General features: G+C 76.7%; 7 protein-coding genes. 6 read left to right on the forward strand and 1 reads right to left on the reverse strand.

Annotated features, from left to right (window positions below; genetic code table 11):
* The first annotated feature begins 123 nt into the window (after positions 1-123).
* From IHE55_RS17630 to sucD, 5 genes are all read left to right on the forward strand, one after another.
* Entirely contained in the window at positions 124-1,239 is a 1,116-nt protein-coding gene (locus IHE55_RS17630) for an ATP-binding protein (protein WP_197992077.1), read from the forward strand.
* Positions 1,197-4,904: a DUF5682 family protein gene (locus IHE55_RS31410; protein WP_443742624.1), complete on the forward strand. Its 3,708-nt coding sequence runs from the start codon at positions 1,197-1,199 to the stop codon at positions 4,902-4,904. The genes IHE55_RS17630 and IHE55_RS31410 overlap by 43 nt, the downstream gene beginning before the upstream one ends.
* A gap of 65 nt (positions 4,905-4,969) precedes the next feature.
* Positions 4,970-6,166 (forward strand): VWA domain-containing protein, encoded by a 1,197-nt coding sequence (locus IHE55_RS17650; protein ID WP_197989897.1) that lies wholly within the window; start codon positions 4,970-4,972, stop codon positions 6,164-6,166.
* Between the two features lie 616 nt (positions 6,167-6,782).
* On the forward strand, positions 6,783-7,958 hold the full coding sequence (sucC, locus tag IHE55_RS17655; RefSeq protein ID WP_197989898.1) for an ADP-forming succinate--CoA ligase subunit beta: 1,176 nt from the start codon (positions 6,783-6,785) through the stop codon (positions 7,956-7,958).
* A 21-nt stretch (positions 7,959-7,979) separates the two neighbouring features.
* Positions 7,980-8,864, forward strand: a complete 885-nt coding sequence (gene sucD / locus IHE55_RS17660) for a succinate--CoA ligase subunit alpha (protein ID WP_197989899.1) — start codon at positions 7,980-7,982, stop codon at positions 8,862-8,864.
* A gap of 459 nt (positions 8,865-9,323) precedes the next feature.
* On the opposite strand, the gene IHE55_RS33175 is transcribed toward sucD, so the two are convergent.
* A complete protein-coding gene (locus IHE55_RS33175; protein WP_197989900.1) occupies positions 9,324-9,701 on the reverse strand; it encodes a hypothetical protein in 378 nt (125 codons plus the stop codon).
* Positions 9,702-11,540: 1,839 nt separating this feature from the next.
* Between IHE55_RS33175 and IHE55_RS32320 the strand changes: the two genes are divergently transcribed.
* On the forward strand, positions 11,541-13,154 hold the full coding sequence (locus tag IHE55_RS32320) for a cell division protein PerM (protein ID WP_197989901.1): 1,614 nt from the start codon (positions 11,541-11,543) through the stop codon (positions 13,152-13,154).
* Positions 13,155-13,337: the final 183 nt, after the last annotated feature.

The raw sequence follows: 13,337 nt of genomic DNA on the forward strand, positions 1-13,337 counted from the left end.
AGTGGCGGGGTGCATGGTGGTTCCCGTATCCGGAAACGGACCTGAGTGCGAGTTGGGGGAGCTGTGACCGTGACTGTGCCCGGACCCGGTGACGAGGCCGGGGGAAACACCGCCCACGCTACGCTGCGTGACGATGCGCCGGATGGTGCGGGCGCCGCACCGCAGGCGCTCCGGCCGCACGCCGAGCAGGCGTTCGCCGCGGAGCTGGCCGCCCTGGCGGCGGCCGACGACCGGCCACGTCCGGCCCGCTGGCGGCTGTCCCCCTGGGCCGTGGCGACCTATCTGCTCGGCGGCACCCTGCCGGACGGGACGGTGATCACACCGAAGTACGTGGGGCCGCGCCGGGTCGTCGAGGTGGCGGTGACCACGCTCGCCACCGACCGCGCGCTGCTCCTCCTCGGGGTGCCCGGCACCGCCAAGACCTGGGTGTCGGAGCACCTCGCGGCGGCTGTCAGCGGCGACTCCACCCTGCTCGTCCAGGGCACCGCCGGCACCCCCGAGGAGGCCATCCGGTACGGCTGGAACTACGCCCGGCTGCTCGCCCACGGGCCCAGCCGGGAGGCCCTGGTGCCCAGCCCCGTCATGCGCGCGATGGCCGAGGGCCGGACGGCGCGGGTGGAGGAGCTCACGCGTATCCCCGCGGACGTCCAGGACACGCTGATCACGGTGCTGTCCGAGAAGACGCTGCCGATCCCGGAGCTGGGGGAGGAGGTGCAGGCGGTCCGCGGCTTCAACCTGATCGCCACCGCCAACGACCGCGACCGGGGCGTCAACGAGCTGTCCAGCGCGCTGCGCCGCCGCTTCAACACCGTGGTCCTGCCGCTGCCGGCCACCCCGGAGGAGGAGGTGGACATCGTCACCCGGCGGGTGGCGCAGATCGGCCGCTCGCTGGACCTGCCGGCGGCACCGGCCGGCACGGACGAGATCCGCCGGGTCGTCACGGTCTTCCGCGAACTGCGCGACGGGGTCACCGGGGACGGCCGCACCAAGCTCAAGTCGCCGTCCGGCACCCTCTCCACGGCCGAGGCGATCTCCGTGGTCACCGGCGGGCTGGCGCTGGCCGCGCACTTCGGTGACGGCGTGCTGCGCGCCGGCGACGTGGCGGCGGGCGTGCTGGGCGCGGTGGTCCGCGACCCGGCCGCCGACCGGATCGTCTGGCAGGAGTACCTGGAGACGGTGGTCCGCGAGCGGGCGGGCTGGCAGGACTTCTACCGTGCCTGCCGCGAGGTGGGCGCGTGACCGCCGCGGCGCGCCGGCCGGCCCGGGACGAGCCACCGCCCGGCGAGGGCCCGGTGTTCCTCGGCGTGCGCCACCACGGGCCGGGGTCGGCCCGCGCGGTCCGCACGGCCCTGGAGGCGTGCCGGCCGAGCGCGGTGCTCGTCGAGGGGCCGCCGGAGGGCGACGCGCTGGTCGCGCTCGCCGCCGAGGAGGGCATGCGGCCCCCGGTCGCGCTGCTGGCCCACGCGGTGGACGACCCGGGCCGGGCGGCATTCTGGCCGCTGGCCGAGTTCTCGCCGGAGTGGGTGGCGATCCGGTGGGCCCTCCGCCACGGCGTCCCGGTCCGCTTCATCGACCTGCCGGCCGCCCACTCCCTCGCCCTCGCGGCCCGGCGGGAGGAGACCGCCCCCGGGGCACCCGGTCCGGGCGCGGACGGGGACGCGGTGAGCGGGCGACCGGGCGGTGACGAGGCGTCCGCACCGGGCGGTGATGGTGACGGGGCGTCCGGGCCGGGCGGGGACCGGGACGCGGCGGATGGCGGCCCCGGGGCCGGCGGGGACGGCCAGGACGGACCGGCCGGCGGCGCCGGGCCGGGTGCCGGAACGGGAGCCGGCGCCGTCCCGGAGGCCGGCGGGGCGCGGGCGGAGCAGGGGCGTCCGGAGCCGCACCGGACCGGGGAGCCGGGCCCGGACGTGCCGCGCCCGCACGAGCTGCGGACGGACCCGATCGCCGCGCTCGCCGAGGCGGCCGGTTACGACGACCCCGAGCGCTGGTGGGAGGACGTGGTGGAACACCGCGGGGCCGGCGCCGCCGGGGCCCGCGCCCCCGACCACCCGCACCCGCCCGTCCCGGAGACCGATCCGTCCCGGACCGGGGTCCGTGCGCACGATCCACCCGGCCCGGACGATCCGGCGGCCGCCCTGGCGCCGTTCGCGGCGCTCGCCGAGGCGATGGCCGCACTGCGCGCGGAGTACGGGGACGGCGGCCACCGGGACGACGCCGTACGGGAGGCCCACATGCGGCTGCGGCTGCGCGAGGCGCGGCGGGAGTTCGGGGACCGGGTGGCGGTCGTCTGCGGCGCCTGGCACGTGCCCGCCCTGACCGGCCGCACCACGGTCACCGCCGACCGGCGGCTGCTCAAGGGGCTGCCCAAGGTCAGGACGGAGATCAGCTGGGTGCCGTGGACCCACCGCCGGCTCTCCCGGTCCAGCGGCTACGGGGCCGGGATCGCCTCCCCGGGTTGGTACCACCATCTCTTCGAGGCCCCCGACCGGCCGGTGGAGCGGTGGCTGACGAAGGTCGCCGGGCTGCTCCGCGCGGAGGACTTCGCGGTCTCCCCCGCGCACGTCATCGAGGCGGTACGGCTCGCGGAGACGCTTGCCGCCCTGCGCGGCCGGCCGCTGGCCGGTCTCACCGAGACCATCGACGCGGTGCGGGCGGTGATGTGCGACGGCTCGGACGTGCCGCTGGCCCTCATCCAGGACCGCCTGATCATCGGCGACGAGCTGGGCGAGGTACCGGACACCGCCCCCGCGGTGCCGCTCCGGCGCGACCTGACCCGCGTCCAGCGCTCGCTGCGCCTCAAGCCCGCGGCGGCGGAGCGGGAGCTCGACCTGGACCTGCGCAAGGAGACCGACGCCGCACGCAGCCGGCTGCTGCACCGGCTCCGGCTGCTGGGCATCGACTGGGGCACTCCCGCCCGCTCCGCGCGCACCGGCACCGGCACCTTCCGGGAGACCTGGCGGCTGTGCTGGGAGCCGGAGCTGTCGGTGCGGGTGGCGGAGGCGGGGATGTGGGGCACCACGGTGCACTCCGCCGCCACCGCGAAGGCCACCGCGCGGGCGGCGGAAGCGGCGACGCTCGGGGAGGTCACCGCGCTCGCCGAGCACTGCCTGCTCGCCGGGCTGGCCGACGCCCTGCCGGCGGTGCTGCGCGCCCTCGCCGACCGGGCCGCGCTGGACACCGACGTCGCCCAGCTGGCGCGGGCCCTGCCCGCGCTGGTGCGGTCGGTGCGGTACGGGGACGTACGGGGAACCGGCACCGCCTCCCTCACCGAGGTCGCCCACGGGCTCGCCGAGCGGGTCCTGGTCGGCCTGCCTCCCGCCTGCACCGGGCTGGATGCCGAGGGGGCCGAGGAGATGCGGCGCCACCTGGAGGCGGCCCACCAGGCGATCAACCTGCTCGCCCAGGGGTCCGGGACAGATGTGTCACCGGCGGCGGGCGAGGGCGGCCCGGCCTCCGCGGCGGGCGGGAACGGGCCGTTCCCCGCGGAGGGCGGTGCCGGTCCGTCCGTCACGTCCGTAACGTCCGTCCCGGCGGGCACGGCTGGTGATGGTGCGGCGGGTGCAGGGGGTACGACGGGTACGGCCGGGCAGCCGTCCACGGCCGGCGGGGGCGACCGGACGGCTCCGGCGGACGCGGCGGTGCCCGGAGGTCCGGCGGTGCCCGGGAAGCCGGCGGTGCTCGGGGAAGCGGGGATGCCCGGAGATCCGGCGGTGCCCGGGGAGCCGGGAATATTCAGCGGGGGCGGGCTCCGCGCCCGGTGGGCCGGGATGTTGCGCGGCCTGGCCGGCCGGGACGGCGTCTCCGGCCTGGTCCGGGGCCGGGCGGCGCGGCTGCTGCTGGACGACGGATTGCTGACGGAGGAGGAGTCGGCCCGCCTGATGAGCCTGGCCCTCTCGCCGGGCACCCGGCCGGCCGAGGCGGCGGTCTGGATCGAGGGATTCCTCGGCGGGGCGGCCGGCGGCGGAGTGCTGCTGGTCCACGACGAACGGCTGCTGGCGCTGGTCGATGCGTGGCTGACCGGGATACCGGCGGACGCCTTCACCGATGTGCTGCCGCTGCTGCGCCGCACCTTCTCCGGGTACGAGGCGGGCGTCCGGCGCACCGTGGGGGAGCTGGTCCGCCGGGGCCCGGTGCGCGACGGCGGCCCGGCGGGCGGGCCCGGAAGCGGGTCGGCGGCCGTTCCCGTGCCCGGCTTCGGGGCCGGTACCGATCCCGACCGGGCGGGCGCCGTCCTGCCCACCGTCCATCTGCTGCTCGGGCCACCGGGCGCCGGCGGACCGCCCGGACCCGTACCTCAGGGCCCTCCCGCCGCCACCCGTGCCGGCACCGGCACGGATGACGCGGACGGGTGCCCCGGTGGAGCCGCGGCGGGTGACGGGGGCCGGGGCTCCGGGAGCGGCACGGCCGGGAACATGGCCGGGGATGCCGACCGCGGCACGGCCGGGAACATGGCCGGGGATGCCGACCGCGGCACGGCCGGGGGCATCGCCGGGGAAGCCGACCGCGGCTGGGCCGGGGACATCGCCGGGGAAGCCGACCGCGGCTGGGCCGGGGACATCGCCGAGAAGGCCGGCGGGGCCGTGGCGGGTGACGCCCGCGGGGTGGGGCCCGGGGTACGGCCCGGGGTGCCGAGGGGCCGTGCCGGGGAGCCCCGGCGCAGGTACGGCCGGGACGCCGGTGAGGGCATGAGCCAGGGGGCATCGACGGGCGGTGCGGGCGGTGTCGGAGGGCATCGACGGGGCGGGGGCCCGGGAGAGGTGACGAGGCGGTGCGGGGGCGTCGCCGGGGGCCGGGCCCGGGGGAGGCGACGGGGGTGGTGCCGGGCAGCGCCGTCGGGGCGGGGTTCGGGGACATGGCGGGAGGCACCGCCGGCGGCGGGGACGGACCCGCGGGCGCGGTAGGCGCCGCGGGAGGACGGCAAGGGGCGGGGGACCACGGAATGAGTCGGCCCAGCGGGGAGGACGGCATGGTGGGAAGGAGCGCGGCGGACGCCCAGGAGCGGTTGCGGCGCTGGCGGCTGGTGCTCGGCGGCGGGGAGGGCGGCGCCGCCGGGACCGGGGAGGGCACGGGCCATGTGCTCAGCGGCCGGGACGCGGCCATGGACCGCACGCTGGCGGCGCTGTACGGCGGCGACGGGCGGCCCGGCGGCCCGGCGGGCGGGGCACGGTCGGCCGGGCTCGGCGGCTCCGCGCCCCAGGTGGCGCGCTGGCTCGGCGACATCCGTACGTACTTCCCGGCGTCGGTGGTGCAGGTGATGCAGCGGGACGCGATCGACCGGCTCGGCCTGGCCGCGCTGCTGCTGGAACCGGAGATGCTGGAGGCGGTGGAGGCGGACGTCCACCTGGTCGGGACGCTGCTGTCGTTGAACAAGGCGATGCCCGAGACCACCAGGGAGACCGCCCGGGCCGTGGTCCGGAAGGTCGTCGCGGACCTGGAACGACGGCTGGCCACCCGCACCCGGGCCACCGTCACCGGCGCGCTGGACCGGTCGGCGCGGACCGGCCGTCCCCGGCACCGGGACATCGACTGGAACCGGACGGTGCGGGCGAACCTGAAGAACTACCTGCCCGAGCACCGCACGGTCGTCCCGGAGCGGCTGGTGGGGTACGGGCGCGCGGCGCACGGCGTACGCAAGGAGATCGTCCTCTGCATCGACCAGTCCGGTTCGATGGCCTCGTCGGTGGTCCACGCCTCGGTGTTCGGGGCCGTCCTGGCCTCGATGCGCGCGATCAGCACCCGGCTGGTCGCCTTCGACACGGCGGTGGTGGACCTCACCGACCAGCTCGACGACCCGGTCGACGTGCTCTTCGGCACCCAGCTCGGCGGCGGTACGGACATCAACCGCGCGCTGGCTTACTGCGAGTCCCGGATCACCCGGCCCGCGGACACCGTGGTGGTGCTGATCAGCGACCTCTACGAAGGAGGGATACGGCAGGAGATGCTGCGCCGGGTGGCGGCGATGAAGGCGTCGGGCGTGCGGTTCGTGGCGCTGCTGGCACTCTCCGACGACGGCGCGCCGTCCTACGACCGGGAGCACGCCGCGGCCCTCGCGGCGCTCGGCGTCCCGGCCTTCGCGTGTACCCCCGACCACTTCCCGGAGGTGATGGCGGCGGCGATCGAGAAGCGCCCCCTGCCGATACCGGACACGGCGGCCGGTTCCTGAGCCGGTGCGGCTCGCCCCCCGGCCCCCGCCCCCCGGCCCCCCGCCCCCCGGCCCTGGCCCCGGCCCCGGCCCTGGCCCTCCGGTGGCGAGGGTGCGGGGGCCCGCACCGCCGGGAGGGGCCTGGCGGCCCGCACCCCGGTGCCGCCGGCCCGGTCGGCGCCCGTCGGCCGGCGGCGTGGAACCGGTCACAGCACAGGGGACGGGCGGGGGCCGACGGCGGAACCGGGCCGGGTCCGGCGTCTGGTGCGGAGCGGTACGGGGCGGGTTAGCGGACGGACCGGCGAAGGCCATTCGGACCAACGGCGGTTCGCCCGAACGGAAGGTGTTCCGGACGGCCGCGCGGCCCGTGTTACGGAGAGGGATTCCGGGCCGTCGGACCCGGGACGCCGGGCGTACAGGGATACGTGGTACCTGCCGGAACCTGTGACCGTAATCACCGCGCGAGTGTGACTTGTGATTTAGGGGTGGGCGTCCGGCGGGGATAACCTGCGTGGCGGACATGCCGCGTATTCGGCGCACGTGTGCCGCCCTCGTAAAAGATCGCGTCCTCACGCTGCCCCCGCGGCACGCCCGCGCAGACAACGAACCGCGATTTCCAGAAAAGGGACGGACGCGCGTGGACCTGTTCGAGTACCAGGCGAGGGACCTCTTCGCCAAGCACGGTGTACCGGTGCTGGCCGGTGAAGTCATCGACACGCCTGAGGCGGCGCGCGAGGCGACCGAGCGTCTGGGAGGCCGGTCGGTCGTCAAGGCGCAGGTGAAGGTCGGTGGCCGTGGCAAGGCCGGCGGCGTCAAGCTGGCGTCGAGCCCGGACGACGCGGTCGAGAAGGCCGGTCAGATCCTCGGTATGGACATCAAGGGCCACACGGTCCACAAGGTGATGATCGCCGAGACGGCGCCGGACATCGCCGAGGAGTACTACGTCTCCTACCTCCTCGACCGCACCAACCGCACCTTCCTGGCCATGGCCTCCGTCGAGGGCGGCATGGACATCGAGGAGGTCGCGGCCACCAAGCCCGAGGCCCTGGCGAAGATCCCGGTGGACGCCACCGAGGGCGTCACCGAGGCCAAGGCCCGCGAGATCGTCGAGGCCGCGAAGTTCCCGGCCGAGGTCGCCGACCAGGTCGCCGAGATCCTGCAGACCCTGTGGAAGACCTTCGTCGCCGAGGACGCCCTGCTGGTCGAGGTGAACCCGCTGGCCAAGGTCGCCGACGGCCGCGTCATCGCGCTGGACGGCAAGGTGTCGCTGGACGCCAACGCCGAGTTCCGCCAGCCGGAGCACGCCGAGCTGGAGGACAAGGCGGCCGCCAACCCGCTGGAGGCCGCGGCCAAGGCCAAGGGCCTCAACTACGTCAAGCTCGACGGCGAGGTCGGCATCATCGGCAACGGCGCGGGCCTGGTCATGTCCACCCTGGACGTCGTCGCCTACGCCGGTGAGAACCACGGTGGCGTCAAGCCCGCCAACTTCCTCGACATCGGTGGCGGCGCCTCCGCCGAGGTCATGGCGAACGGCCTGGAGATCATCCTGGGCGACCCGGACGTCAAGTCCGTCTTCGTCAACGTCTTCGGCGGCATCACCGCCTGTGACGCGGTCGCCAACGGCATCGTGCAGGCCCTGGAGCTGCTGAAGTCCAAGGGCGAGGAGGTCAGCAAGCCGCTGGTCGTCCGCCTCGACGGCAACAACGCGGAGCTGGGTCGCAAGATCCTCACCGACGCCAACCACCCGCTGGTGCAGCAGGTGGACACGATGGACGGAGCGGCCGAGAAGGCCGCCGAGCTGGCTGCGAAGTAAGGGACGAGGGACACCAACACCATGGCTATCTTCCTCACCAAGGAATCCAAGGTCATCGTCCAGGGCATGACCGGCTCCGAGGGGCAGAAGCACACCCGCCGGATGCTCGCTTCGGGCACCAACATCGTCGGTGGCGTGAACCCGCGCAAGGCCGGCACCTCCGTGGACTTCGACGGCACCGAGATCCCGGTCTTCGGCACCGTCGCCGAGGCCATCGAGAAGACCGGCGCCGACGTCACGGTCATCTTCGTCCCGGAGAAGTTCACCAAGGACGCGGTCATCGAGGCGATCGACGCCGAGATCCCGCTGGCCGTCGTGATCACCGAGGGCATCGCGGTCCACGACACCGCCACCTTCTGGGCGCACGCCCAGGCCAAGGGCAACAAGACCCGCATCATCGGCCCGAACTGCCCGGGTCTGATCACGCCGGGTCAGTCGAACGCGGGCATCATCCCGGCCGACATCACCAAGCCCGGCCGCATCGGTCTGGTGTCCAAGTCCGGCACGCTGACCTACCAGATGATGTACGAGCTGCGCGACATCGGCTTCAGCTCCTGCGTCGGTATCGGCGGTGACCCGATCATCGGCACCACCCACATCGACGCGCTGGCCGCCTTCGAGGCCGACCCCGACACCGACCTGATCGTGATGATCGGCGAGATCGGCGGCGACGCCGAGGAGCGGGCCGCGGACTTCATCAAGGCCAACGTCACCAAGCCGGTCGTCGGCTACGTCGCGGGCTTCACCGCGCCCGAGGGCAAGACCATGGGCCACGCCGGCGCCATCGTCTCCGGCTCCTCCGGCACCGCCCAGGCGAAGAAGGAGGCCCTGGAGGCCGCGGGCGTCAAGGTCGGCAAGACCCCGTCCGAGACCGCGCGCCTGGCGCGGGCCGCGCTCCAGGGCTGAGCACGGCCGACCGGCGGCGTGCCGTGCCGCACGGTCGCGGCTGAGCCGCCGGCCGTCACAGCGGCACGGCCGGCCGGTCATGCCGCTGCCCCGCGGAACCCCTACGGGCCCGCACCCCTTGGTCAGGGGGGTGCGGGCCCGTAGTGCTGTTCGCGGGGCTGCCGTTCGCCGGCCTGCCGTCTGCGGGGGTGCCGGCCGGGGTGGCGCTGCCCGTGGTGCCATGGGGTCGGGTGGCGCTGTTGTCGGCCAGCCGCCGCCCTGGCCGGCCCGCCGCCGCCCGTGGCCGGGGTCGGGCGGGACCTGCTCCCGGCGGCGCCGCTCCGGTGCCGCGCCGGCCCCTCCCCGTCGGCCCGCCGGCGCCTTACGCCACGGCGCCCCCCCAACTCCTCCTGTCGCCCGAACTCCTCCTGTCGCCCGGGCTCTGCCGGCGCCGGCCCGGTGATGCCGCGCCGAGCCGGGTCACCGGGACCCGGGCTGGGTGGCGGCCGGGCGTTGCTCGGGCTCCGGGGCCGGGGCGCCCCGGTCCGGGCTGACCGCCATTGCCAGGCCGACGGCCACCGCGAAGGAGACCGGCAGCCCGATCGCCGCCCGGGTCCGGCGGCGGGTGGCCCGCTCGCCGTCCAGCCGTACGGTCCGCGCCGGCCTGGTGTCCAGCGGCTGCGCGGCGGCGGCCTCGGCGAGCCGCCGGTGGAGGATGCGCCGCTGCTCGGCCGGGCGGGCCGCCCGCAGCTCGGGGAGCCGTTCGACGAGCGCGGCGTGGGCGTGCCGCAGCCGGTTCACGGTCGCCGACGTGGTGGCCTCGGTCTCGGCGGCGGTCTCCGGAAGGCCCAGCCCCACCCCGTCGTAGAGCAGCAGCGCCCGCCGGTAGGGGCGTGGCAGGCAGAGCAGCGCGTCGAGCAGGGCGGGCTGCGGAGTGGCGGGCCGGGGGCGGGGACCGTCCGTCCGCGCGATGCCGGAGCGCTCGCCCGCCGCCGTTGCTGTTGCCGCCGCCGCTCCCGCTGTCGTCGCCGTCGCTGCTCCGGTTGCCGCGTCGGTCGTCGCTGCCGCATCCGACGGACGGCCGTCCGGTCGCCGCTCGCCCGACGGCCGGCCGAGCGGTGGCTGTGGTGCCGGTGCTTCCCGGGGCTGCTGCCGGTTCGCCGGCCGGTTTCGGGGCCGCCGGCCCGGGGTGCGCCGTTCGCTGCCGCGCCGTTCACCACCGTGCCGTCCGTCGGCGGGTGCGGGCGGCGCCTCCCGGCCGTCCTCGTCCGGCGTCCGGGTGGGAGAGGCCCCGGCATCGGTGGGGGCGTCACCCGCATCGGTGCGACCTGGTTCGGGGCCGGTGGGGGGGGGGCGGTGCCGTGGCGGAGGTTCCGGACATGGCGGGGGGCGGCTCCGGGGGTGGGGGTGGACGGGCCGGCCGCTTCGGTGGCGCTCGTCGGGGAGGTGGCCGTGGGGGTCGGGTCCGGCGGCGGGCCCGGGCGGGCCGGGCGCGTCCGGCGCCAGGGCGAGAGCGCGTACTCATAGGTGGCCGCCCGTATCCAGCCCCCCGGGTCGCGGTCCACGGCCACCTCGGGCCACCGCTGCCAGGCCAGCTGGAACGCGTACTCCACCGACCGTCGGGCCAGCCGTGGATCGCCGGTGAGCAGGTACGCCTGGCGTATCAGGCACGGCGCGTGCCGGTCGTACAGGGCCTCGAACGCGGCCACCGGCGTGTCGGCGGCGGCCGGGTCCGGCAGGTCCGGCGGGACACCGGTGGCGGACGGGTCCGGCGGCAGGACGCCGGCACCGGACGCGCCGGACGGGACATCGGGCGCGGCCGAGCCGGGGGTCGCAACCGTGCCAGCGGTGCCGGGTGTGGCGGCCGTGCCAGCGGTGCCGGGGGTGGCGGCCGTGCCAGCGGTGCCGGAGGTGGCGGCACGGGGGGTGCCGGGTGCCGGCGCACCGCCGGAGGGCACCACCGGGAGCGGGACGGTGTCGTCCTCCGCCCCGGCCGGACCCTCTGCCGCCTCCCGGGGCGGAGGGGTGTCGTCCGGCATGGGGGCGACCCCGGGGGCGCAAGGCTCCGGCGTGGAGTTCCCCGGCGCGGTCCCGGTCCCTGCCCCTGCCGCTGTCCCGGTCCCAGTCCCGGTCCGGGGAGGTGCGGTGCCGGGGCCGGTGGGAGGTGGCGATGTGGCGCGGCCGGGGGCGTCGTCAGCCGGGTGGCGGACGGCCCGCGCGGCTGCTGCCCGGCCGGTCACCGGGCCGGTACGCGGACGACCGGTCGCCTGTCCGGTGCCCCGGCGGTCGGTGCCCGGTCGGTCGGAGCCCGGGTGCCCCGCGTTCGGGTGACCGCTGCTCGTAGGGCCCGAGCCCCGCGCCGTACGGTTCGTGTTCCGCGTGCCGCGGCCGTCGTCCCGCGCCTGACGGCCCCGGTCGTGAGCCGTGCGGGCCGGCCCGCACGTGCCGCCCGCGGCGGCACCGTCCGCCGCGTCCTCGCTCGCGTTCCCGGTCCGGTGCGTTCCCGCCCTGCCGCTCGCCCTGTCGTCAGCCCTGCCGTCCGGCGCGCCACCGGCCCGGTGTGCCCCCGTTCCGCCTCGGGTCATATCCGCACCACCGCCAAACCGTACGAAAATAGGCATATCTATATGGTGGGCGACACGGCGGTCATGCGCCTGCTACAGGGGCAAATGGGGATGTTCTTGGCAGCATGATCGTGTGACGCAATTGACCGACCACGGCCCTTCGTTGTCCTCGCGTGGCTACTCCGCCGCCCGGGACACCTCTGCGGTCGGACAGGCGTTCTTCAGCGGGGTGGTCGCCGCCTGCCTGGGACTGGGCACCCTCGCCGTCGTCGTGGTGCTGCTGTGGATCGGCTCCCCGTACGCCGGGACCGGACCCAGCGGTGCGCTGCACGTCGCCGCCGACCTGTGGCTGCTGGCCCACGGCGCGGAGCTGGCCCGTGCGCAGCCGGCGGTCGGCGGTACCGCGCCCATCGGGCTCAACCCGCTGCTGATCAGCGCCCTGCCCTGCTGGCTGCTGCACCGGGCCGCGCGGCACGCGCTGGAGCCGCCGGAGCCGGTGCCCGGGGGGGCCGCGCTCAGCGCGCCGCCCGTGGTGCTCGCGCTCTCCAGCCCGCCGCTGGTACCGCGCCGGGCCGTCGCCTGGGTGGCCGGTGGCTATCTGCTGGTCGGGCTGGCGGCGGTGGTGTACGCCTCGGAGGGCCCGGTGCGGGTCGAACCGCTGGGCGCCCTGCTGCGGCTGCCGGTGGTCACCGTGACCGTCGTCGCGATGGGTGTGTGGTCCGGCACCGGGCGCCCGTACGGCCTGCTGCCCACCGCCGTCCGCCGGCTGCTGACCACGCTGCCGCTGCCCGGCGCGGCCCGGCTGGCGGAAGCGCTGCACGCCCCGGCCTGGCTCACCCCGCGCCGGCTGGCCACGGCGCTGCGCGCGACCGGGGCGGCGGTGCTGGCCCTGATCGGCACCGGGGCCCTGCTGACCGCGGTGTCCCTGACCGGGCACGCCGGCGCGGTCTCCGCCACCTTCGGGCAGCTCACCGGCGCCTGGTCGGGGCGGCTGGCGGTCCTGGTGCTCAGCCTGGCGCTGCTGCCCAACGCGGTCCTGTGGGCCGGCGTCTACGGGCTCGGCCCCGGCTTCACCATCGGCGCCGGCAGTACGGTGGCGCCGCTCGGCATGACCGGCTATCCGGAACTTCCGTATTTCCCGCTGCTGGCGGCGCTGCCCGGGGAGAGCCCGCGGGGCGGCCTGCCGTACCTGCTGCTCGCCGCGACCGTGCCGCTCGCCGTCGGACTGTCGGTGGCCTGGTTCGTCTCCAGCGCCGCGCTCCGCCCGCTGCCGACGGCCCGCATTCCGCACACCCGGGGGGAAGCGATGGAACCGCCCCTCCGGGAGGTGCCGGCCCCCGGGCCGCAGGGCGGGACGGCACCCGCCCCGGGGACCCCCGCGGACGAGCGACCGGGCGGAGAGACGCCCGCCGACGAGCGACCGTTCCCGGAGACACCCGCGGGGGAGGAGCCGTTCCCGGAGACACCCGCGGGGGAGGAACCGGCCCGGGAGGCACCCTCGGGGGAGGAACCGGCCCGGGGGAGACCGGCCGGGGAGGGCCCCGTAGGGGGACGCGGCCGTGGCGGAGGCCCTGGTGGGGGAGTGCCCTGCAGGGAGAGCCCCGTCGGGGAGAGTCCGGCAGGGGTGGGGCCGGCCCACGGGGTCCCCCGCCCCGGGGGACCCTGCCTCCGGAGAACCGGTCGGGGCGGAGCCCGCCCGGGAGGAAGCGGTCGACGGGGAGCCGGCCGAGGTGGTGACGGCCGGTGAGGGGCCGGGCGCGGGAGGGCCGGCGCGGGAGGGCCGTGCGGAACCGGACGGCCGCATGCCCGGCACCGCCCCCGCCGTCCGCCGCCCGCCGCCCGTCCCCGCTCCCCCGGGCCGTCCCGGCTGTTCCGGCCCCTCCGGGCGGCGCTCCGACCGGTCCGGGCGGCGCTCCGACCGGTCCGGCGG

The organism is Streptomyces pactum, assembly GCF_016031615.1.
GTDB classification, from domain to species: domain Bacteria; phylum Actinomycetota; class Actinomycetes; order Streptomycetales; family Streptomycetaceae; genus Streptomyces; species Streptomyces pactus.

Bases quoted from the DNA above. Each gene is read 5' to 3' on its own strand.
- IHE55_RS17650 (WP_197989897.1), top strand. From the start codon at position 4,970: ATGGTGGGAAGGAGCGCGGCGGACGCCCAGGAGCGGTTGCGGCGCTGG.
- sucD (WP_197989899.1), top strand. From the start codon at position 7,980: ATGGCTATCTTCCTCACCAAGGAATCCAAGGTCATCGTCCAGGGCATG.